We start from the raw sequence: 21,798 nt of genomic DNA on the forward strand, positions 1-21,798 counted from the left end.
GGGCACCCCTGCGCGCTATCGGCTGGTGTGATGGAGGCGCGCGGATGAACCGTCAGGCTGAGAATTTCTATGCAGGCGACCTTTTCGGGGAGCTGCACCAGGCCGATGCCGCCATCGATGCTGCGCCTGCTCGCCTGGGCTGGAGCGATTACCTGCCGGGGCTGGTGGTGTGCAGCGTGGCATCGCTGGCCGCGGCATGGCTTGCCGAACATTACGGCTTTCCCATCATCCTGCTGGGCCTGCTGATCGGCCTCGCGATGAGCTTCATCGCCAGCGTGGAGGTCACGGCCCCGGGTCTGGATTTCGCCTCGCGGCATTTCCTTCGCGCCGGTATCGTCCTGCTGGGCCTCCAGGTCACCTTCGCGCAGGTTGCGGGGCTGGGATGGATCGCCTTTGCCGGTACGATGCTGGTCATGGCCTGTGCCTTCGCAGCGGCGATTGTCGCGGCGCGCTGGGCCCGGGAAGGGCGCGAGGCAGGCATTCTGGCAGGCGGCGCGACGGCCATCTGCGGAGCATCCGCTGCCCTCGCTCTATACGGGGTCATCGGGCGCGACAGGCTGGACCGCGCACGGTTTTCCGTCGCGCTGGTCGGTGTGGCCGTTGCCAGCGCCATCGCCATGTCGGCCTATCCTGCCATAGCGCAAGGCATCGGCCTGACGGACAAGCAGGCAGGCTTCCTGATCGGTGCATCCGTCCACGATGCCGCGCAGGCCATCGGCGGGGCCTACAGCTATTCCGACCATGCTGGCGCCGATGCGACCGTGGTGAAGCTGGCGCGGGTCGCCATGCTCGGTCCGGTGGTGGCGCTGGTCGCCCTGTGGCTGGGCCGGGGCGAGGGCGGGACCAATTCCGCCTGGCGCAAGGTTGCCATGCCCTGGTTCATCGTCGGCTTCTTCCTGCTGCTGGCGGTAAACAGCGTCGTCACCATTCCCGAGGCGCTGACAGGACCTGCCTTGACTTTATCGAAGGCGCTGCTGTTGCTCGCCGTGGTTGCCACCGCGATGCGGTCGCAGCTGGGACTGTTGATAGAAGCAGGCTGGCGAGCCCTGGTGCCCGTGGCCGTGGCAAGCTGTGCCTCATTCGTCGTAGCGCTGGCCGTGGCGATCCTGGCGATCGACTAGCGGGAAGCCGGCGCGGCAGCGCCTAGAGCGGCAGGGCGGTCGTGCTTTTCATCTCTTCCATGGAAAAGGTGGCGGTCACGTCGGCGAGGTCGGGAAAGCGGGACAGCATCCGCTGGTAGATGCGGTCGTAATCCGCAATGTCGCGGACCCGCAATTTCAGCAGGTAATCGACATCGCCCGCCATCCGGTGGCACTCGGTAATCTCGTCGATCGTTTCGACGGCCCGTGCGAACGCAGCCAGCCATGCCGGATCGTGCTGACGCGTGCGAATGGCCACGAATACGGTCGTGCCCAGACCCACGCTGGCAGGGTCGACGATTGCGACCCGGCGGGAGATGATCCCCGCCTCCTCCATCCGCTTTATCCGTCGCCAACAGGGATTGGCCGATAGCCCGACCTTGTCCCCTACGGCCTGAATGGAAAGCGTAGCGTCTTGCTGCAGGGTACCGAGGATTCGCCTATCAATGGAATCCAGTTCTACGTTTTCGAGTTTCATTGGGGTAATCTACCCGAAAATAAGGTAGGAACAATGATGTTTGGGACATAAGTCCCGACAGGGCGCGATATATTACCTTCAAATCCGCGAAGGAGGGAAAGCATGATAGTCCGCAAGTTCACCCAGCATCCGCATTCGGTCGGCGAGACCTATTGGCAGCATCTGGCCCACGCGAGCGGCTTCGGCCTGCGCATGATGGCTGGCGGTGCCGCCTGCATGCTCCACGGCCTGCTTCCCTTTCTGTTCGTGAAGACGGGCAGCAGGCAGATCGAGACCCTGCATGGCAGGATGGTGGTCAGCCGCAGCAGAATGCCCCAGCCGCTCGATTTCGTGATCTGACAGACCTGACTAGCCGCTGTTCCTCAGCGCAGTGGCAATGGCATTGATCGACAATTGGATACCTTCCGCTATCCGCTCGTCCGTCTCGCCCGCCCGGTGGCGCTTCAGCAGCTCGACCTGCAGCAGGTTGAGCGGCTCGATATAGGGCAGGCGAAGGCGGATCGAAGCGTCGAGCTTTGGCGAATTTTCCAGCAGGTAGGACTGGTCCGTCACCTCCAGCAGCACGTCATGCGTGCGGTGCCAGGCATCGCGGATCTGGGGGAAGATATGCGCGGCAAGATCGCGGTCTTCCACCAGTTCCGTGTATTGCTCGGCCAGTGCCATGTCGGATTTCGACAGGACCATCTCCAGATTGGCGAGCGTATTCGAGAAGAAGGCCCAGCCCTGCGCCATGTCCTTCAGCTGGGCCTTGTCGGAATGCGCGGTCAGCGCCTGGCCGACGCCGTACCACCCCGGCAGCATGACGCGGGCCTGCGCCCAGGAAAAGACCCAGGGAATGGCGCGCAGGTCCTCGATCGCATTGGTCGCCTTGCGGCTTGCCGGGCGCGAGCCGATCTTCAGCGTCGCGATTTCCGCGATCGGCGTCATCTGGCGGAAGAAATCGACGAAGCCGTCCGTACCGTAGACAAGGCCGCGATAGGCATCGAACGCGGTGGACGACAGCGTGTCCATGGTTTCCATGAACCCCTGGTACCGCGCATCCGGCAGCCGCTGCGGTTCCAGTGTCGCCAGCATGCTGGCCGTCGCCATCGCTTCCAGATTGGTGCGCGCGCTGTCCGCAGTGCCGAATTTCGCGGCGATGACCTCGCCCTGTTCGGTAATGCGGATGCGGCCCTGCACCGTACCCGGGGGTTGCCCGCGGATTGCCTCGAAAGCGGAGCCGCCGCCGCGGCCGACGGAGCCGCCGCGTCCATGGAACAGCTGCATCCCGACTCCGGCCTCGGCAAAGACCGGGGCCAGTGCCTCGCTCGCCTTGGCGAGGTTCCAGCACGAGGTCAGGTAGCCGCCATCCTTGTTGCTGTCGGAATAGCCGATCATCACTTCCTGGTGACCGCGTGCGCGCGCGATATGCGCGACTTCGGGCAGGGCGAAGTAATCCGCCATTACGCCCGGTGCATTCTCGAGGTCGCCGATGGTTTCGAACAGCGGGACCGCCATGATGGCTGCGTGGGGTTCGTCGCCGGAACGATAGAGACCAGCTTCGCGCAGCAGTACGTGGACTTCCAGCAGGTCGGACACGGTTTCCGCCATGGATACGACATACTGGCTGATGCATTCGGGGCCGAGAAGGCGGTGCGCCTCGGCGGCAGCGTCGATGATAGCGAGCTCGCCGGTCGTCTCTTCGGAATACTCGCTCCACGGCGATCGAAGCGGGCGGCCGCCTGCCAGTTCCTCGCGCAACAAGGCGATGCGCGCCGGTTCGTCGAGATCGAGGTAATCGTCCTGCACGCCCGCCGATTTGAGCAGTTCCGCAACGACCCGCTCGTGCACGGCGCTGTTCTGCCGCATGTCGAGTGTCGCCAGGTGGAAGCCGAAAGTGCGGACGCTGCGAATGAGCCGGCCGAGCGCGCCCTGCGACGCCAGCGTCTCCCCGCCGAGACCGGCAAGAGCGCGTGCGAGCGTCCTGAGGTCTGCGGAGAACTCGGCGGGGCCGTCATACGGCTCGCCATCTCCGATCGGCGGACGGGCGGGCTTCTTGCCGACCAGCCGTTCATAGGTGGCGGACAACCGGTTGTAGATGCCGATGATGGCGCGGCGATAATGCTCGTCCGAACGGTGCGCGGATGTGTCGCCGCTGGCATCGGCGAGCGCGCGCACTTCGGGCGCGATGTCGGCAAGCTCGCTCGAAATGGACAGTTCGGAACCCAGTTGATGCAGGGCATCGAGGTAATGGGTCAGGACCGTGTCGGCCGCCCCCCGCTGGGCATAGCGCAGCGAATCTGCGGTCACGAACGGATTGCCGTCGCGGTCGCCGCCGGTCCAGCTTCCCAGCCTCAGGAAGCTGTCCGGACGTTCGCCCAGCACCTTTTCCCACTGGCCGTAAAGCCCGGGCAGGACCGGCAGGAAGACATCGCGCATGAAGGCGAGTGCATTGTCCACCTCGTCGGTGACGCCCAACCGTTCGCGGCGAAGGGTGCGGGTGCGCCAGAGCAGGGCGATTTGCCGCACGATGGCTTCGGCGACGTCATCGCCTTCGGGGGTGGTCGTCGCGCCGGTATCGCGCATCTGCATCAGTTCGGCGATACGGGCGCGGTGATCAATCACGCTCTTGCGCCGGACTTCGGTCGGGTGCGCGGTCAGGACGGGTGCGATCAGGGCATCGTCCAGCATGGCCAGGATATCGGCCGTGGAAACGCCGTGATCCTTCAGTTCATCCACTGCGGAGGCGAATTCGATCTTGGTATCGACCATCACGCCCTCGCGGTCTTCCGCGAGGTTTGCGAGCATGGAAAACAGGCCGAAACCACGAACGAAGGACAGCGTGTCGTCCAGCCCCAGCCGGTCGAGGCCGAGATCGGTCGGCGTTTCGCCGCGATGCCGTTCGACACTGGCGGAACGGATGCGTTCGGTGTGCTCGAACAGATCCTGCCCCCCGTGTTCGCGGATCACGTCTCCCAGCAGCTTACCGAGATAGCGGATGTCCGGGTTCTGCTGGATGGCGGGACGGGAGGGGGCATTCATTCGTGTTCGCTCCAATAGGCCGCGGCTGCGCCGTAGAGGCCCGGTTGTGGGTGGACGATCAGCTTGACCGGGATACTGGCCATGAGCGCGGCGAAGCGGCCCTTGGCCTCGAACCGCTCGGCAAAGCCGGATCGGGGCAGGTGTTCGCGCAGGCGGTAGCCGAGACCGCCGGCAATGACGACGCCCTGGAAGCCGCCCTGGGCCAGCGCGATGTCGCCCGCGACGCTTCCGAGCGACAGGCAGAACCGGTCCAGTGCAGCGGCGGCAAGGCTGTCCTGCCCGCTCATCGCCAGTTTCCAGGTCTCGACATCGTCCAGTTCCGGAATGGCCCGGTTTTCCATCCGCGCCAACGTGGCGTGGATGTCGACGATGCCCGGGCCCGAGACTACGCGCTCGATCGACACGCGGTTGTGACGGCGGCGCAGGCGGGCGAGAATGGCGTCCTCGATGCTGTCGAGCGGGGCAAAGTCGATATGGCCGCCTTCGGTCGACTGGACGTGATAGCCGCCATTCCAGCGCCTGAGATGCGCCACGCCGAGGCCGGTTCCAGGGCCGAGCACGCTGATCGTTCCCTCGCCCTGCAGCGGGCCTTTGGGGCCCGAGAGGTGGACCAGTTCTTCGTCCGGCGCGCGGGCGACGGCATGGGCTACCGCGGCGAAATCGTTGACCACCGTCCAACTGGATACGCCCAGCTTGCTTTCGATGAGGGCAGGCCGGATCACCCAGGGATTGTTGGTGAAGCGGATGACATCCCCGCCGACGGGTCCGGCAATGGCAAGCGAGACGGCATCGGGCAGCGTGCCGCCACGGCGTTCGCGGAAATCTTCCAATGCGGTCTGGAAACTGGCGTGATCTTCCGTCGCCAGCGTGACGGGCTCGTCCAGTTCTATGCTGCCATCCGCGCTGCGCGAGGCGATGGTGAAGCGAGCATGCGTGCCGCCGATATCGACTGCGACCAGCGTGTCTTCGCTCACAATCCCGCCTCTTTCAGCATGGCACTGCCGCCCTGTTCGGCGGGGTCGCTATGCCGGCGCATTATGGCAAAGAGTTCGCGCCCGGTCCCCCATTCCTCTGCCGGCGGCGCGGCCTGTTCGCGCGCGGCCCATTCGGCCTCGTCGACCTTTGCCTGCAACGTGCCCTCGCGAGCGCAGACCCTGACGATGTCGCCATCGCGCAGCTTGCCCAGCGGGCCTTCGTGCCACGCTTCCGGAGAGCAATGGATGGCAGAGGGAACCTTGCCGCTGGCCCCGGACATGCGGCCATCGGTGACGAGAGCAACGTGATAACCCCGGTCCTGCAGGACGCCCAGCGGCGGCATCAGTTTGTGCAGTTCGGGCATGCCGTTGGCAGCAGGACCCTGGAACCGCACCACGACAACCACGTCGCGGTCCAGTTCGCCCGCCTTGAAAGCCTCGCCCACCGCGTTCTGTGTCTCGAACACGCGGCACGGGGCCTCGATCGTCCGGTGTTCTTCCTGCACGGCGCTGGTCTTCATCGTGGCGCGGCCCAGATTGCCATGGAGCAGGGCGAGGCCGCCATCGCCCTGGAAAGGATCGGATACCGGTTTCAGCAAGCTTTCGTCGTGGCTTTCCTGTGCGGCCGGTTTCCACACCAGTGCATCGTCTTCCATGAAGGGTTCCTGCGCCCCCTCCATCAGCGACGCGCCATAGACCGTCATGATGTCGGGATGGGCGAGACCGGCATCCAGCAATTCGCGAATGACGTAAGGCATTCCGCCGGCCGCGTGGAAAAAATTGATGTCGCCCGCGCCGTTGGGATAGACGCTCGCGATCAGCGGGACGACCCGGCTGAGCGCGTCCATATCGTCCCAGTCCACCACGATGCCCGCCGCGCGCGCGATGGCGGGAATGTGGATCACGTGGTTGGTCGATCCCCCGGTGGCGAGAAGGCCCACCACCGCGTTGACGATCGCCTTTTCGTCGATGCACCGGCCCAGCGGGCGGTAATCGGCGTTTTCCTGTCCGTCCTGCGTCCAGCCGATCTCGGTCACGCGGTGGGTCGCTGCCCGGGTCAGTTCCTGCCGCAGCTTTGCGCCGGGATTGACGAAGCTGGAGCCGGGCAGATGAAGCCCCATCATCTCCATCATCATCTGGTTGGAATTGGCCGTGCCGTAGAAGGTGCAGGTGCCCGCGCCGTGATAGCTGGCGCTTTCCGCCTCCAGCAATTCCTCGCGGCCGACCTTGCCCTCGGCATAGAGCTGGCGGACGCGGATCTTTTCCTTGTTGGCGAGGCCCGACGGCATGGGTCCTGCCGGCACGAGGATGGTCGGCAGGTGGCCGAAGCGCAAGGCACCGATCAGCAGGCCGGGCACGATCTTGTCGCAAATGCCCAGCAGCAGCGCGCCTTCGAACATTCCATGGCTCAGCCCGACCGCCGCGCTCATCGCGATCACATCGCGGCTGAAGAGGGACAGCTCCATGGAGTCCTGCCCCTGCGTCACTCCGTCGCACATGGCAGGAACGCCGCCTGCGACCTGCGCCGTCGCGCCGCGTTCGCGGGCGGCGATCTTGATCTGCTCGGGGTAGCGTCCGTAGGGCTGGTGGGCGCTCAGCATGTCGTTGAAGGCAGTGACGATGCCGATATTCATGGCGTGACCGCCGCGGATCGTGGGCTTGTCTTCTCCGCTGGCAGCAAATCCGTGGGCAAGATTGCCGCAGGACAGGTTCGGCCTGTGAACCCCCTGGTCGCGTTGGCGGTCGATCAGGTCCAGATAGCGGGAGCGACCGTCCCTCGATCGCGCGATGATCCGGTCGGTGACCTTTGCAACAGTGTCGTTGATGGCAGTCATATTACTCATTCCAGCTGACCCCGTCCCTCTCCGTCAGGGCGATGGCGGCGCTGGGGCCCCATCCGCCCGAACCGTAGGACTTGGGCTCCATGTTTTCCTTCGCCCAGGTTGACCGGATATCGTCGATCCAGCGCCATTGGGCCTCCACCTCGTCGCGCCTCACGAACAGGGTGGGATCGCCGTCGATCAGGTCCAGCAGCAGGCGCTCATAGGCGATCCTGCGACGCGCGCGGCTGAACGCCTGAGTGAGCGACAGGTCGAGCGGCACCTCGCGCAAGGTCACGCCGTCGCGGTCCATGCTGGGCTTCTTCGCCATGACCATCAGGCGGACATATTCCTCCGGTTGCAGGCGGATGACCAGCCGGTTGGCATTCAGCCTGCCGCCGCGCTCTGCAAAGATATTGTGCGGCACGCATTTGAACTGGATCACGATTTCGCTGCGGCGTTCGGCCATGCGCTTGCCCGTGCGCAGGTAGAAGGGCACACCCTGCCAGCGCCAGTTGTCGATATGGGCTTTCAGCGCGACGAAGGTTTCGGTGTCGGACGCCTCGCCAAGATCGTCTTCGTAGCTTTCGACCGCGTTTCCGGCGACCGCGCCGCTGCCATACTGGCCGCGCACCATTTCGGCGGGCTTCACCGGGCGCAGTGAACGCAGCACCTTCACCTTTTCGTCGCGCACGCTGGTCGCGTCGAATTCCGCCGGGGCCTCCATCGCGGTAATCGCCAGCAATTGCAGCATGTGGTTCTGCACCATGTCGCGCAGCGCACCGGTGTCGTCGTAGAAGCCGTGCCGGCCCTCCAGCCCCACCGTTTCGCTGACGGTGATCTGCACGTGCTCGATCCCGCCTGCATTCCACAGCGGTTCGAACATCATGTTGGCAAAGCGCAGCGCCATCAGGTTCTGGACCGTCTCCTTGCCCAGGTAATGGTCGATGCGGAAAATCTGGTCTTCGTCGAAAGCGCTGGCAACCGCATCGTTGATGACGGCAGAGCTGGCGAGATCGTTGCCGAGCGGCTTTTCCAGGCCGATGCGGACGTGTGGCCCCGTCAGGCCGGCATGTTTCAGCCCCTTGATGGTGGGTTCGAACAGGAATGGCGCGGTCGAGAGGAAGATCGACAATCCGCCGGAAATATCGCCAAGTTTCGCGGCGAGGTCGTCGAACCCCTCCAGCGTGGAGGCGTCGAGCGGCTGGTATTGCAGGCGTTCGAGGAAGCTTGCGATACTGCCGGAATCCCTGCGGTCTTCTGGCAGGTATTCCTCCAGCGCTTCCTTCGCGAAGTCCCGGAACCCCTCATCGTCGAGTTCGCTGCGGGCCGTGCCCGTGATCCGCAGGTCTGCGTCGATCAGCTCGTCTTCATGCAGGGCGAACAGGGATGGCAGCAGCATCCTCTTCGCAAGGTCGCCGGTCGCCCCGAACAGCAGCAGGCTTGTCGAAGGCTTCAGGGAATTGGCAGCGGAAATGGCGCGGCTCCTCTCGTGCACGGATGTGATCGGTCTGCGATAAACACCTATCGCTTGCCATGGAAATACGAATGCGGCGGCGAAGGGTGCCCGCCCTCCTACCCTTGCGGCAGGGAGGGGAAATTCTGCGCGCAGGCATCCAGCATGGCGGCGACTGCCTGCCGGTCGGCAATCCGGACGCTTTCGGGCACGGGCTGCATCTTGTCGGGGGAAGGGAAGGTGCCATAGCCTGCGTACAGGCAGTGCCAGCTGGCATTGGCGTAATAGCTGCGGCCGCCATAGGCGCGCTCGTTCGCCTCGCGCATGTCGCCGTGACGGAACCAGGCCGTCATCATTGCTTTCAGCCCGTCGGAAAGATCGTCGTTGGCGGCATTGTCGCGCCAGTACTGCGTATCGGTCCGCTGGTTCAGGCGGTAATGCGCGACGATGTAATCGCGAATGCCGTCATAGCGTGCAGCGATCGAGGCGTTGAAGGCGTCGCGGTTCCCCGGGCCGAACCCGCCCTGTTCATAGGCGCTGGCGAATTCCAGGGCAGTGACGATGACGATGTGCAGGGCCGTCGCCTCCAGCGGCTCGAGGAAACCCTGCGCCAGTCCTGCGGCAAGGCAGTTTCGGGTCCAGCTGTTCTCGACCCGGCCAACCTTCATGTCGAGGAACCGCGCCTCGGTCTCTTCTGCGGCAGGTCCGAGTGCAGCTCGCAATTCCGCTTCCGCCTCGGCATCGCCGGTATGGCGCGAGCTGAAGACATATCCATTGCCTACGCGGCTGGTGAGAGGGATGGACCAGCGCCAGCCACTCTTCATCGCGATGGCGTCCGTCCGGGGTTTGTATCCGCCCTGATGCGGCGTCGGCATGACCACGGCGCGGTCGTTGAACAAATTGCCGGAAAATGCGCAGAACGGCGTACCCAACCGCCCCTGTGCGATCACACTGCGAAAGCCGGAGCAGTCCACGAAAAGGTCGCCCTCGATCCTCTCGCCTCCATCGCACAGCAACGCAGCGACGTCGCCTTCCGGCCCCATCTCGATCTCGCTGACGGTCAGCGGTCGATGGACGATGCCGCGCGCGGTACCCCATTCGCGCAGGAATTGGCCCAGGCGATGCGAATTGAAGTGGTAGCCGTAGCTGGGCGCGAAGGGAAAACTGGCGTTCGCTTGCGGTGATTTCCCGCGCGAGGCTAGGACGGTCGCAAGGAACCAGTCGTCCGGGTGTGCAGGGGCATCGAACCCGCGCCGTGCGGCGGCGCAGTTGGCGACGAACCCCGGTTCGCTATGCAGGTCGACGGGGCCGGGGAAGGGGTGGAAATAGCTTTCGTAACCTGGGCGCTCGCTCCAGCCGGAGAACCGGATGCCCAGCTTGTAGGTCGCCTCGCACGGGGCCATCCATTCGTCCTCGGCAATGCCGAGATGGTCGAAGAATGCCTTCAGCTGCGGCGTAGAACCCTCGCCAACGCCGATGATCCCGATCTGCGGACTTTCGACGACGGTTACATGGCCCCCGCGCTGCCCCCAGGCGTGGTGGAGGAGGCAGGCGGTGATCCAGCCCGCGCTGCCCCCGCCAAGGACCACCACGCGGGGCGGCATGCCGGACGCGGCGTGCGCGCCAGGGCCGTCCCTGCTCACTCCTGGGGGACCAGCCGCATGGCAAAGCCGCCGCCGGGGGCGAGGCGCACGGTATAGGTGTCGTCCGATGTCAGCATGACGGTATCGTAGGCGATATCGTGCCGGTCCTCTGTCAGATAGGTCGCATCCGGCCCGTCCTTCCACACCTGCGCTTCGTACACGACGCCATCTTCCAGCACATCCAGGGGCAGGTCGACCGTCCGCTGCATCGCATCGTTCACGCCGCCCAGATACCAGTCCTCGCTGGCCCGGTCCTTGCGCGCGAAGATCGCGTAATCGCCCACTTCGCCTGCGATAAGGTGGCTTTCCGCCCAATCGGCGGGGACCTGCTTGATGAAATCCAGTTCCCGCTGATGGGCTTCCAGGCTTTCGATGAAGTCGGCGGCCATCTGGATCGGCGAATAGATGGCGAGATAAAGGCCGAGCTGTTTCGCCAGCGTCGATGCGATCGGCACGTCCTGGTCGCCCTTCAGCGAAAGGACTCCCGGCGTGTAGTCCATCGGGCCGGACAGCATGCGGGTATAGACCAGCGTCGGATCATGTTCCGGACCGTTGTTGAACGGCCCCCACGCATTGTATTCCTGCCCCCGCGCGCCTTCCCGGGCGACCCAGTTGGGATAGGTGCGCCTGAGGCCTGTATCCTTTACCGGCTCATGCGGGTTGATGGCGATCCGGCGCTTTGCCGCTTCTTCCACCACCAGCTGGTGATGCTGCACCTGCCGCTGCCCATCGTGCCATTCGAACAGTTCGGTATTCTCGTCGCACGGATCGGCGATGTCCGCATTGCAGGACACGATCCCCCCGGCATCCTCGACATAGCCGGTCTTGATCCAGTCGATGCCGAGGCTTTCGTAAAGGTCGAGCGCGTCGCCCAGCTGTTTTTCGTAATTGGCGATGTTCCCGCTGGTTTCATGGTGTCCGATGATCCGAACCCCCTTCGAGCGGGCATACGCGGCTACGTCTTCGAGGTCGAAATCGGGATAGTCGTGCGTGAAGCTGAATTCGCGGCCATTGTTGAACCAGTCGCCATCCCAGCCGATGTTCCAGCCTTCGATCAGGACGCCGCGAAAGCCATGCTCGGCGGCGAAATCGATATACTCCTTCGCGCGCTCGGTCGTCGCACCGTGACGGTCGCTGGTGCCCCAGGTCCAGCGATTGGAGATCATGCCCCACCAGATACCGATATATTTCGCCGGCTCCACCCATGCGACATCGCCCAGCCTGTTAGGCTCGTTGAGGTTCAGTTCCAGGTCGTTCTCGACCAGGTCGGCAGCCTCGTCGCCGATGCGGATGGTGCGCCAGGGCGTCGTGAAAGCGCCCTCGCGCACGACCTTCGCACCGCGGCTGGACGGGGCCAGCATGGCGCGAAAGCGCTGCCCTTCCATCCGGCGCAGCCACATACCGGAATAATCCACCAGCGCCGCTTCGTGGAACGACAGGTGCGTCCCGTCGTCCAACCGCATGGTCATGGGCGTATGGGCAATCGACACCGCGTCGACCGGCGTTTCCTGGTACACCATTTCGTACCGGTTCCAGTCGCCGCCCGGTATCCACCACGCGGTGCCCGGCGATGCGATATTGAACTCGGTGAGTTCATTCGTGATGTTCCATACCGGCTGGTCCGGATCGTCCGGGAATTCATAGCGAAAGCCCACGCCGTCATCGAATACCCGCATCCGGACGGTCAGTGCGCGGTCGGCAGTATTGCGCGTCTCGCGAAACGTGACAGCCAGCTCGTTGTGATGGTCGCGTACGAAGCGGCGTTCGCCCCATGGCTGCTCCCAGGTGCCGTCATGACTGTCGCGTGCCTCGCTCTCGACCACGAAGTTGCGGCGCATCATCTCGGCATCGCTGAAGGTGAAGCCCAGGTCGCTTTCGGCGATGATTTCCTTGCCATCGCGTGTGACGCGGTAGAACGGCACGCCGTCGCCATCGACGTCCATTTCGGCCACGATGCGGCCATTGGGCGAAGCGACTTCGGCAGCGGCCAGGGGCGCGGCCAATGCGCCAAGGGCAATGGTGGCAAGAAGGCGTGTCATAGCTCGGTCTCCAGGAACAGGGCGGCATGGCCCGGCAGGGTGTCGGATGATGCGCCGTTGACGGCCAGCAGGATACGGCCCGCGGCATCGATCGCGACCGGGTCGGGCGAGAGGTTGAACAGGCAGCGGACCTGCGTACCCCGACATTCCCGGACGAGGTCCAGCAGCGAGCCTGCAGCCTCGCACGACCGCACGTCTCCGTGGTGGAGGGCCGGGGCGGCATTGCGCAGCGCCAGCACCTCACGCGTGAAAGAAAGGAGAGAGCCGTCGTCAGCGTTCTGGACATCGACGGCCCTCGCGACGTTTTCCTCGCCATGCGGCAGCCATGGCTGGTCCGCTCCGAACCCGGCAGAAGGCGCGCCCGCTTCCCACGGCATCGGGGTGCGCGCACCGTCGCGCGAGAGGGTCAGCGGCCAGTTGGCGATGGCTTCGGGATCGTGCAGCTGGTCGAAGGGGATGTCGACCTGGGTCAGCCCCAGCTCTTCGCCCTGCCACAGGATGATATTGCCGCGCAGGGACGCGAGGAGAGCGATCTTCAGCCGGGCAAAGGCGTGGCGGTGTTCCGGAGCACACCAGCGGGACAGTGCCCGCGGTGCGTCATGGTTCTCGAACGCCCAGCTGGGCCAGCCAGCCCCTTCCTCGCCGGACCACTGCGCCAGCGCGCCGCAGACCAGGCCGGGGGTCAGCCGGTCGGCATAGAGGAAATTGAAACCGTAGGCGGAATTGAGATGCGTATCGCCCTTCGTGAACGCCTTCATCTCTTCCTCCGCATCGTCTCCGCCGACCTCCGCGACAGTGAAGATGGCATCGTAGCGGTCGGTCAGCCGGCGCATGCGGGCGATGAAGCCCGGAATATCGGGGTGGGACTGGTTGTAGACGCGCCGCTGGAAATCGAACGGCCTCGTTCGCGGCTTGTCGCTGGGCGGGGCGGGGGGATTATCGCGCAGCTGCGGGTCGTGCATGAGGAAATTTAGCGCATCCACGCGAAAGCCGTCGACGCCCCTGTCCAGCCAGAACTGCATGGCCGACAGCAGGGCGTCCTGCACATCGGGATGGTGTCCGTTCACCTGCGGCTGGCTGCTGAGGAAATTGTGCATGTAATACTGGCCGCGCCGCGCATCCCAGGTCCATGCCGGCCCGCCGAAGACCGATTGCCAGTTGCTGGGCGGCGTTCCGTCTGGCCTGGCATCGGCCCAGACATACCAGTCTGCCTTCGGATTATCGCGGCTGGCGCGGCTTTCACGGAACCACGGATGTTCGTCCGAAGTGTGCGAATACACCTGGTCGATCAGGACTTTCAGGCCCAGGTCGTGCGCGCGCGCAACCATCGCGTCGAAATCGGCCAGGGTCCCGAACAGCGGATCGACGTCGCAGTAATCGGCCACGTCATATCCGAAATCCCGCATGGGCGAGGTAAAGAAGGGCGACACCCAGATGGCATCGACACCCAGCGACGCGACATGATCCAGCCGGCTGGTAATGCCCGGCAAATCGCCCACGCCGTCGCCATCGGAATCCATGAAGCTGCGGGGGTAGATTTGGTAGATTGCCGCGCCCTGCCACCAAGGCAGGTCTTCCTGCGTCGCGGACACCGGGCCTTGCATGCTGAGACTGGCCATCGATCAGTCTGCCCCGCTCGTCAGCGTGCAGGCGGTATAGCCGAGGGCCGGCAGGTCGATCCGCAGGCTGCCGCGCGCTGCCAGCGAGAGAGGGCACTGTCCCATCAGCGCCGATACGCCGGTGGCACCGTAATCGACTTCGACATGGCGGGTAATCGGCGCGTTCGAGGTGTTGAAAGCGACGAGCACCCGCTCACCCGACGCAGGATCGTGCCGTTCCACGGCCAGCAGGCCAGGACCTTCGTGATCAAAGGCGCGCACCACGGTCGTACCGCGCATCAGGGCAGGGCTGGAAAGGCGGACCTCGGCAAGAGCCGCGATCAGTTCGTACAGCGGATGACGTGTGTCGAAATTGTCCTGCGCGGTGGTCGCATCCGTGCCCAGCAGGTCGTTGTCGTTGTAGACGTCGGTGCGACTGGGGAACATGTCCTCGCGCGCCAGCTGGTCGTTGCCGTCGCTGACGAAGCCCTGTTCGTCGCCGTAATAGATGGTCGGCACGCCGCGCAGGGTGAACATCATGGCATGACCCAGCATGACGCGGGCCAGGATCTCGTCTTCGTCCGCCCCTTCCGCATGGCTTCGCACAAACATGGAAAACCGCCCCATATCGTGATTGCCAAGGAACGTCGGCAGGCCCGGCGCCGTGTCGGCCCCGCCGGGATAGACCGCGTCCTGTTCCATCAGGTCGGCCATCATGGACGGCGCGCTTTTTCCGCCGGCGACTTCCTGTGCAGCGGCTGCGAAGCCGAAGTCCAGGGTGTAGGGCAGGCCCGACTTCGCCATGATTTCCGCGCCCAGCGGCTGGACCGGATTGCTCCAGTACACTTCGCCGAAGGCGTGGAAATTGGGAATGCCGGTGGCTGCGGCGCGGGCCTTGATGGCAGGCACGAATTGCTGCCAGAATTCGGGGTTCACGTGCTTCGCGGTGTCGATGCGGAATCCATCGATACCGAATTCGTCGATCCAGCCGCCGAAGATATCGATCATGCCCTGGACCACGCGCGGATGCTCCGTGAACAGGTCGTCCAGCCCGACGAAATCGCCATAGACGCTGCTTTCGCCGACCCACGCGCTGTCGCCGCGATTGTGATAGTAGATCGGATCGTTCAGCCAGGCCGGGACCTTGATGTCCTTCTCTGCTTCCGGGACGACGGGCGTGTAGGCATAGGCCGGGTCGGCAAGCGCGGCCCAGTTCGCCGCGGCCGGATCATCGTCGCCGCCGAAGCCGGGATTGATCGGCGCGCCATCTGTCCCGCCGCGCGTGGAATAGGGATATTCGCCCTTGCTGCGATAGTCGTATTCGTTCTCCGCATAGCGGATCACATCGGCGGTGTGGTTGGTGATGATGTCCATGTAGACTTTCATCCCGCGCGCATGCGCCGCGTCGACGAAGGCCTTGAATTCGGCATTCGTGCCGAAATGCGGATCGACCCGGGTAAAATCGGTCACCCAGTATCCGTGATAGCCCGCACTGAGAGAGCCCGGATTGCCGGGATCGCCCTGGACGGGCTTGTTCTTGAAAATGGGCGCGAACCAGATCGCCGTGACGCCCAATCCTTGGATATAATCGAGCTTTTCGGTCAGCCCCTTCAAGTCGCCGCCGTGATACCAGCCCTTGTGGGTCGGATCGTAGCCGCTGGCGAGCCTGTCCGGCCCATAGCCGCCGTCGTCATTGGTGGTATCGCCATTGGCGAAGCGGTCGGGCAGGACGAAATAGATGACCTCGTCCGTGACCGGGCGGGCGCGGAAATCCTGCGCTGTACCTGATACCGGGCCTTGCGCTGCAATTTGTACGGGCGGCGGCGTGCCGGCGCAGGCGGGGAGGGCAAGCCCGGTACTGGCGGCCAGCAGGAGAGCGGCTTTGCGGATCATGCGGATTTCCTCTGCGAATGGTCGATGACGGCGCGCAGGAAATCTGCGTGGTCTGCCATGGATTGGACGGTCTGCCGATTGCGGGATGCGATCCGCTCCAGCATCGCGGAAAGCTGCGCGGCAGGCATCTGGTCCGCGATCGGGTTGTAGCGGCCGGGGACGACGCCCTGTCCCGTCAGGACCTGCAGCCAGCCCGGTTCGGTGAACAATTCCTCGTGTTCACGGTGGATCGTGCCGCTGGCCCTGTAGAGAGCGATTTTTGCCGCCAGCGTCTCGGGGATTTGCATGGCCCTGCAGCGATCCCAGAACGGTTCCGAGGTCCTGCCATTTGCGACATAATGCAGGATCAGGAAGTCGCGAATACGCTCCCACTCGAACCGGGCCTGCCGGTTGAACTCGTCCCTGACAGCCTCTTCGCATGCCTTTCCGGGAAGCATCTGGAGAAGGCGTGCGATGGACGACTGGATCAGGTGGATGGATGTCGATTCCAGCGGCTCCATGAAGCCTGCGGCGAGGCCGAGAGCAAGGCAGTTGCGTTCCCACTGACGCGTTCGCATGCCGGTCCTGAAGTGCAAGGTGCGGGGCTGGCCCAGCGGCTCGCCATCGATAGCGCCCAGAAGAATCGCAGTGGCCTCGTCCTCGCTCATGAACTCGCTGCTGAAGACATGGCCGTTGCCGATCCGGTGCTGCAGCGGGATGCGCCACTGCCAGCCCGCCTTGCGCGCGATTGCCCTTGTATAGGGCGTCAGATCGCCTGCAGAGGCGCAGGGCACCGCGACGGCACTGTCGCAAGGGAGCCAGTGCGACCAGTCCTCGAACCCGGTGCCGAGCGTTTCGCCCAGCAGGAGCGAGCGAAAGCCTGTGCAATCGAGGAAGAAGCCGCCTTCCACCCGCGTGCCATCTTCCAGCACTAGCGCTGCAATGTCGCCGGTATCGCCATCGCGTTCGACAGCGGCGATCGCGCCTTCGACCCGCCGCACCCCGCGCTCTTCGGAATAGCGGCGCAGCATCGCGGCATAGAGCCCGGCATCGAAGTGATAGGCCCAGGGCAGGTCGGGCGCAGGCTGGCCCGGCTCTGCCCGGAAGAACTGCATTCTTCCGCTGCGCGCCGCGACATCGTTGAGGCAATAGTCGGCAAGCGGCCCGGCTTGTCCTTCCGCGCGGGCGCGCAGCCAGTAATGGTGGAACGGAAGGACGCCGGAAGGATGGCCCACGGACCCGAAAGCGTGAAGGTAGCTTGCCCCTTCGCCGGACCATCCGTCGAATGCGATGGCAAGCTTGAACGTGCCCTTCGTCTCGCGCAGGAACTTGCCTTCATCGATGCCGAGTGCCGCGTTGAAAAGGCGGATCTGCGGAATGGTCGCCTCGCCCACGCCGACCGTACCGATGGCATCGCTTTCGACCAGGACGATTTCGCGCCCCGAGAAGCGCGCAAGCGTGGCAGCCGCCATCCACCCGGCGCTGCCGCCGCCGGCAATCACTATCGGGGGTAGGGCAGGATTGGGCACGCTCACATCTCCCTTATCGCCCCGTCATCATCAGTGGGGCAACCGCCAGGCCGACAAACAGCGTCGCCGGCATGGCAGGGCGAACGGCGGATGGAGAGGCCCCCGCGACCCGCGAGAGGCCCCTCCATCCGGCAGGCTTCAGAACTTGTAGGTGAAGCCTGCGAGGAACCGGCGACCGTATTCCTGGTAGTCGATGACCGCTTCGGGAACCGGTACGTCGAATTGCGACACGAAGGGCTGGTTGGTCAGGTTCTGGCCCTGCAGGTAAATCGACAGGCCATCGAGCGCGCCGCCTTCGAAATCATAGCCGATCTGGGCGTCGATGATGGTCTCGGCCCGCGCACGGCGTCTCGTGGGCGATCCGCCGAAGCCGGTGAAGTCGGCCAGGAAGGAGGAGCGGTGACGCACGCTGCCGCGGGCGTTGAAGCCGGCCTTCTCGTAGTAGGCAGTGCCGTTGGCGACCCATTTCGAGTAACCCGGGATGACCGCTTCGTCGCCATTCGCGTTCTCCACCTTGGAGTCCGTCCAGCCGAGGCCGCCGGTCACGCCGAACCCGTCCAACGCAGGCGTGATGATATCCAGCGGGAAGACGATGGACGCCTCTGCCCCGTAGAAATCCCCGCCGCCCGTATTGGTGGGTGCATCCAGCAGGCCGATCTGCGTCGCCACGGGCTGGCCCGCCGGGTCCGGGAAGGCCGAGTAATCGAACACGAAGCGCGCGCGGTCGATATAGCTCTTGATGTCCTTGTAGAAGAACTGGAGCGCGACCACGCCCTGGCCCCCGCCGCCGAAATACTTCTCGATATTGAAGTCGACGGCGTTGGCGCGGTACGGACGCAGCAGCGGGTTGCCGCCGCCGCCGCTGATGAAGGGCGCAACTCCGGTCGGGCTTTCCGAGGGATTAATATTGATGCCGTAGCCGATGGCAACGCGCAGGTCGTCCAGGCGCGGGCGCTGGATCTGGCGGCTGGCGGCAATGCGGAACACCCAGTCGCTGTCGAGCCGAAGCGACAGGTTGGCCGACGGCAGGACGTCCCAGTAACTGTCACCCAGAGAGACGTTGACCTGCTGGCCGCCTGCGAAGGCTAGGCCGGAGGATGTCTGGTCGGTCTGGATCGCCTGAACCCCTATATTGCCGGTCAGGATGCCGGCACCCAGCTGCTGGTCGATATCCAGCTGGCCGTAGATGGTCATCAGGTCTTCGCTGATGCGGAAGGCCTTGGCCGGGATGTCGTTCGACAGGTTACGGTCGAGCACCAGTTCGCCCGAGGCGATGATGTCGCGTGCATCGTAGCTGACGATGGGCCCCAGGCCCAGGTAGTCGAGATCGGTATTGCGCAGCAGGAACTGGTCCGGAATGGCGATTTCGGTCAGGCCGCCGCGCGGCTGTACGAAGAATTCGTCCGGCGTCAGGCTCTTGTCGCGATTGGTATAGGACAGGCCGAACAGCACCTTGCTGACGAAGCCGTCCAGTTCGCGCGAGATACCCACGCGGTACTGCTTCAGCTCGTCCTCGATGATGCGGTTATTGTAATAGCCCGCCTGAACGCGGCTGCCGCCCCAGCCGAGCGGGTCGGTCAGGACGATCTGCGTGGGGTCGCTGTAATCGAGCGACGGCTGGAAGCTGGTGCCGTTGCGGTCGGACTGGAAACCGATCGTATCGGTCGCCCCGACGCCTGCATTATATCCGGTGCCCGAATAGCTTTCGATGCTCAGTTCGTTTCGATCGGTGCGAGAATAGCCGAAATCGACGAAGGCGTTCCATCCGTCGCCATTGTCGTATTCCAGGTTCAGCCCGCCGGAATAGAGGTCGGCCTGGCGCTGGAAGATGTCGTTGCGGATGACGCCCTCGACATTCTCGAACGTGCCGGACGACGCGAACTCGCCGAATTCGGTGTCCACGGTGGTGGCGGTCGAGGGATCGAACGTGGTGCCGAAGGCCCCGAAGCCCAGGGGAAGCTCGATGCCGCGCTTCGACTGGTCATCGTCGAAATTGGAATAGAACGCATCGGTGGTCAGCGTCAGGCTGTCCGTGAAGTCGATCTCCAGCGTACCGGACACGCCGATGCGTTGCAGCTGTGTCGAGGTCACGAAGCTTTTCGAACCACCGATGACGAAGGGCGAACCCGGCTCGCCGCTGCCGGCATAGCCCCAGGCGTTAAATTCCTGCAGCTGGTACGGCTCGTCGGTATAGGCGGCGGACAGCGCGATGCCGACCGTGTCATCCGCGAACTGGTCGACATAGGTGCCGTTCACGCGGAAGCCGAATTCCTTGGACCCTGCGTTGAGCGCGCCGAGATCGGCGTAGGATCCCTTCGCGCCGATCGCCAGGATGCGCTCTCTCTGGTCGAGCGGGCGGATCGTGCGGACATCGATCGTGCCGACCAGGCCCTGGCCGACAAGCGAGGCGCTCGGCGTCTTGTAGACGACCACCTGGTTGACGACTTCGGAAGGATACTGGTCGAATTCGATCGCGCGGTTGTCGCCGGTCGACGTCTGCTCGCGTCCGTTCAGCAGGGTTTGCGAGAAATCGGGGCCGAAGCCACGAATGGCGATCACGTTGGCACGGCCGTTCAGGCGCTGCGACGTGACGCCGGGCAGACGGGCAATGGATTCGCCAATGGAGTCGTCCGGCAGTTTGCCGATGTCCTCGGCAGTGACAGATTCCAGGATCAGGTCGCTGCGGCGCTTCTCGTTGACTGCGCTTTCCAGCGAGGCGCGAAAGCCGCGGACCACGATGACTTCGTCGCCGTCCTCGTCTCCTTGCGGGGCCGCTTCCGGCGATTCGGCGTCCTGTGCCATCGCAGCCTGCGGTGCAGCGGCCAGTGCGAGCGAGAGGGCCAGCGCCGATCCGCTGATACCTGCCGAGAATGTCTTCCGGTTGATCACTTCGTACTCTCCCAAAATCGCCGTTTGCCGGCGTTGTTTCGTCATGCTGAGCATGGGCGCCGCCCCCCTTCGGACAGGCCCGTTGGCTTGCTTGATGGAACGCGATTTTGGTGCGGGGAAGACGGTATACGTATGTTTGTGCAGCGCAGCATCAGCCCATGTCGCCAAATTGCCACACCGCGCCGCGCCCGCTTGCCGAAGGGTCTGCAACGCGTCATTATGCGGGCCGAGGAGCACGCTATGGGGCGGCGCAAGAGCGGCAGGCCAACCAGCATCGACATTGCCTACAAGGCGGGGGTTTCGCAGCCCACCGTCAGCCGGGCGCTGCGCGGCGATACCTCGGTCAGCGTGCAGACGCGCGAGCGGATCGAGCGGATTGCAAGGGAGCTGAACTATGCGGTCGATCGCAATGCTTCCTCGCTGCGGACCCAGCGGTCCGACACGATCGCCCTGCTGATCTTCGAAGATCCCACACCCGACGAGAGCATGATAAATCCGTTCTTCGTCGCCATGCTGGGTTCGATTACCCGCGCCTGCGCCCGGCGCGGCCTCGACCTGCTGGTATCGTTCCAGCGCATGGAAGACGACTGGCACCAGCGATACCATGACAGCCACCGGGCGGACGGGCTTATCCTGCTGGGCTATGGCGACTGGCAACAATACGAGCGCCGATTGCAGCAGTTGCAGGAGCAGGGCACGTCCTATGCCCGCTGGGGTTCCGTCAGCCAGGATAGCGGCGGCAAGACCATCGGGTCCGACAATTTCGAAGCCGGGCGGATCGCCGGTCGGCATCTGATCGACGGGGGTAGGCGAAACATCGCGTTCCTCGGCCGGATCGACGACAATGCGCCCGAATTCGCGCAGCGTTATCGCGGGATGGCAAGCGCGCTCGCGGATGATGGCTTTGCCGAGCAGCCAGGATTGCAGTGCGACGCAATTACCAGCGAAGAGGCGGGACGAGCCGCGATGGAGGAGGTCATCGCCACCGGCCGGCCGTTCGACGCGGTCTTCGCAGCCAGCGACCTGATTGCGATCGGCGCGCTGCAGGTCCTTGCAGAGCGCGGCATCGCTGTGCCCACCGATGTCGCCGTCATTGGGTTCGACAATATCGCTGCTGCCAGCCTGACGACACCGCCGCTCACCACCGTGATGCAGGATGTGCAGGGAGCCGGGCAGAAGCTGGTCGACACGCTGCTGGCCCAGATCGAGGGGACACCGATGCCCGATCCGCGAATGCCAACGCGGCTGATCGTGCGGGGCAGCACGGGCGGCTGAGAACGCACGATCGCCGGCAACATTCGTATACATGTTGTCGATCCCCATTGTCCGTGCGAGCCCGC

Annotated in this window: 14 protein-coding genes; 3 read left to right on the forward strand and 11 right to left on the reverse strand. The window is 64.4% G+C overall.

Annotated features, from left to right (window positions below):
* Window positions 1-44: 44 nt before the first annotated feature.
* Window positions 45-1,121 carry a YeiH family protein gene (locus tag ACGHJ7_RS01885; RefSeq protein WP_390474134.1) on the forward strand — a complete coding sequence of 359 codons (1,077 nt, stop codon included), beginning with the start codon at window positions 45-47 and terminating at the stop codon, window positions 1,119-1,121.
* A 22-nt stretch (window positions 1,122-1,143) separates the two neighbouring features.
* Here ACGHJ7_RS01885 and ACGHJ7_RS01890 read toward each other — a convergent pair whose 3' ends face one another.
* Window positions 1,144-1,617, reverse strand: a complete 474-nt coding sequence (locus tag ACGHJ7_RS01890; RefSeq protein WP_390474136.1) for an Lrp/AsnC family transcriptional regulator — start codon at window positions 1,615-1,617, stop codon at window positions 1,144-1,146.
* A 102-nt stretch (window positions 1,618-1,719) separates the two neighbouring features.
* Here ACGHJ7_RS01890 and ACGHJ7_RS01895 point away from each other — a divergent pair, with 102 nt between their 5' ends.
* Window positions 1,720-1,956, forward strand: a complete 237-nt coding sequence (locus ACGHJ7_RS01895; protein WP_390474138.1) for a DUF6356 family protein — start codon at window positions 1,720-1,722, stop codon at window positions 1,954-1,956.
* Between the two features lie 9 nt (window positions 1,957-1,965).
* Here ACGHJ7_RS01895 and ppc read toward each other — a convergent pair whose 3' ends face one another.
* The 10 genes from ppc to ACGHJ7_RS01945 all read right to left on the reverse strand — a co-directional run bounded on the left by ppc (window position 1,966) and on the right by ACGHJ7_RS01945 (window position 20,503).
* Entirely contained in the window at window positions 1,966-4,638 is a 2,673-nt protein-coding gene (ppc, locus tag ACGHJ7_RS01900) for a phosphoenolpyruvate carboxylase (protein ID WP_390474140.1), read from the reverse strand.
* Window positions 4,635-5,612 (reverse strand): glucokinase, encoded by a 978-nt coding sequence (gene glk / locus ACGHJ7_RS01905; protein ID WP_390474142.1) that lies wholly within the window; start codon window positions 5,610-5,612, stop codon window positions 4,635-4,637. Before glk ends, ppc begins: the two co-directional genes overlap by 4 nt.
* Window positions 5,609-7,447, reverse strand: coding sequence for a phosphogluconate dehydratase (gene edd, locus ACGHJ7_RS01910; protein WP_390474144.1), 1,839 nt, complete (start codon window positions 7,445-7,447; stop codon window positions 5,609-5,611). The genes glk and edd overlap by 4 nt, the downstream gene beginning before the upstream one ends.
* A gap of 1 nt (window position 7,448) precedes the next feature.
* Window positions 7,449-8,930, reverse strand: a complete 1,482-nt coding sequence (gene zwf, locus ACGHJ7_RS01915; RefSeq protein WP_390474145.1) for a glucose-6-phosphate dehydrogenase — start codon at window positions 8,928-8,930, stop codon at window positions 7,449-7,451.
* A 77-nt stretch (window positions 8,931-9,007) separates the two neighbouring features.
* On the reverse strand, window positions 9,008-10,531 hold the full coding sequence (locus tag ACGHJ7_RS01920) for a tryptophan halogenase family protein (RefSeq protein ID WP_390474147.1): 1,524 nt from the start codon (window positions 10,529-10,531) through the stop codon (window positions 9,008-9,010).
* Window positions 10,528-12,570 carry a glycoside hydrolase family 97 protein gene (locus tag ACGHJ7_RS01925; protein WP_390474149.1) on the reverse strand — a complete coding sequence of 681 codons (2,043 nt, stop codon included), beginning with the start codon at window positions 12,568-12,570 and terminating at the stop codon, window positions 10,528-10,530. The genes ACGHJ7_RS01920 and ACGHJ7_RS01925 overlap by 4 nt, the downstream gene beginning before the upstream one ends.
* Window positions 12,567-14,189 carry an alpha-amylase family glycosyl hydrolase gene (locus ACGHJ7_RS01930; RefSeq protein WP_390474151.1) on the reverse strand — a complete coding sequence of 541 codons (1,623 nt, stop codon included), beginning with the start codon at window positions 14,187-14,189 and terminating at the stop codon, window positions 12,567-12,569. Before ACGHJ7_RS01930 ends, ACGHJ7_RS01925 begins: the two co-directional genes overlap by 4 nt.
* A 3-nt stretch (window positions 14,190-14,192) precedes the next feature.
* Window positions 14,193-16,061, reverse strand: a complete 1,869-nt coding sequence (locus ACGHJ7_RS01935) for an alpha-amylase family glycosyl hydrolase (protein ID WP_390474153.1) — start codon at window positions 16,059-16,061, stop codon at window positions 14,193-14,195.
* The gene (locus tag ACGHJ7_RS01940; protein ID WP_390474154.1) at window positions 16,058-17,569 is read right to left on the reverse strand and encodes a tryptophan halogenase family protein; all 1,512 of its coding nucleotides are present in this window, start codon (window positions 17,567-17,569) and stop codon (window positions 16,058-16,060) included. Before ACGHJ7_RS01940 ends, ACGHJ7_RS01935 begins: the two co-directional genes overlap by 4 nt.
* Window positions 17,570-17,707: 138 nt before the next feature.
* On the reverse strand, window positions 17,708-20,503 hold the full coding sequence (locus ACGHJ7_RS01945) for a TonB-dependent receptor (protein WP_390474156.1): 2,796 nt from the start codon (window positions 20,501-20,503) through the stop codon (window positions 17,708-17,710).
* Window positions 20,504-20,698: 195 nt separating this feature from the next.
* Here ACGHJ7_RS01945 and ACGHJ7_RS01950 point away from each other — a divergent pair, with 195 nt between their 5' ends.
* Window positions 20,699-21,733, forward strand: a complete 1,035-nt coding sequence (locus ACGHJ7_RS01950; RefSeq protein WP_390474158.1) for a LacI family DNA-binding transcriptional regulator — start codon at window positions 20,699-20,701, stop codon at window positions 21,731-21,733.
* Window positions 21,734-21,798: the final 65 nt, after the last annotated feature.

The organism is Altererythrobacter sp. MTPC7 (assembly GCF_042851395.1).
Classification (GTDB): domain Bacteria; phylum Pseudomonadota; class Alphaproteobacteria; order Sphingomonadales; family Sphingomonadaceae; genus CAJXSN01.

Excerpts from the sequence above, each read along its gene's own strand:
- ACGHJ7_RS01885 (WP_390474134.1), top strand. The coding sequence starts at position 45 with ATGAACCGTCAGGCTGAGAATTTCTATGCAGGCGACCTTTTCGGGGAG.
- ACGHJ7_RS01890 (WP_390474136.1), bottom strand. The coding sequence starts at position 1,617 with ATGAAACTCGAAAACGTAGAACTGGATTCCATTGATAGGCGAATCCTC.
- ACGHJ7_RS01895 (WP_390474138.1), top strand. The coding sequence starts at position 1,720 with ATGATAGTCCGCAAGTTCACCCAGCATCCGCATTCGGTCGGCGAGACC.
- ppc (WP_390474140.1), bottom strand. The coding sequence starts at position 4,638 with ATGAATGCCCCCTCCCGTCCCGCCATCCAGCAGAACCCGGACATCCGC.
- edd (WP_390474144.1), bottom strand. The coding sequence starts at position 7,447 with ATGACTGCCATCAACGACACTGTTGCAAAGGTCACCGACCGGATCATC.
- ACGHJ7_RS01925 (WP_390474149.1), bottom strand. The coding sequence starts at position 12,570 with ATGACACGCCTTCTTGCCACCATTGCCCTTGGCGCATTGGCCGCGCCC.
- ACGHJ7_RS01930 (WP_390474151.1), bottom strand. The coding sequence starts at position 14,189 with ATGGCCAGTCTCAGCATGCAAGGCCCGGTGTCCGCGACGCAGGAAGAC.
- ACGHJ7_RS01935 (WP_390474153.1), bottom strand. The coding sequence starts at position 16,061 with ATGATCCGCAAAGCCGCTCTCCTGCTGGCCGCCAGTACCGGGCTTGCC.
- ACGHJ7_RS01945 (WP_390474156.1), bottom strand. The coding sequence starts at position 20,503 with ATGACGAAACAACGCCGGCAAACGGCGATTTTGGGAGAGTACGAAGTG.
- ACGHJ7_RS01950 (WP_390474158.1), top strand. The coding sequence starts at position 20,699 with ATGGGGCGGCGCAAGAGCGGCAGGCCAACCAGCATCGACATTGCCTAC.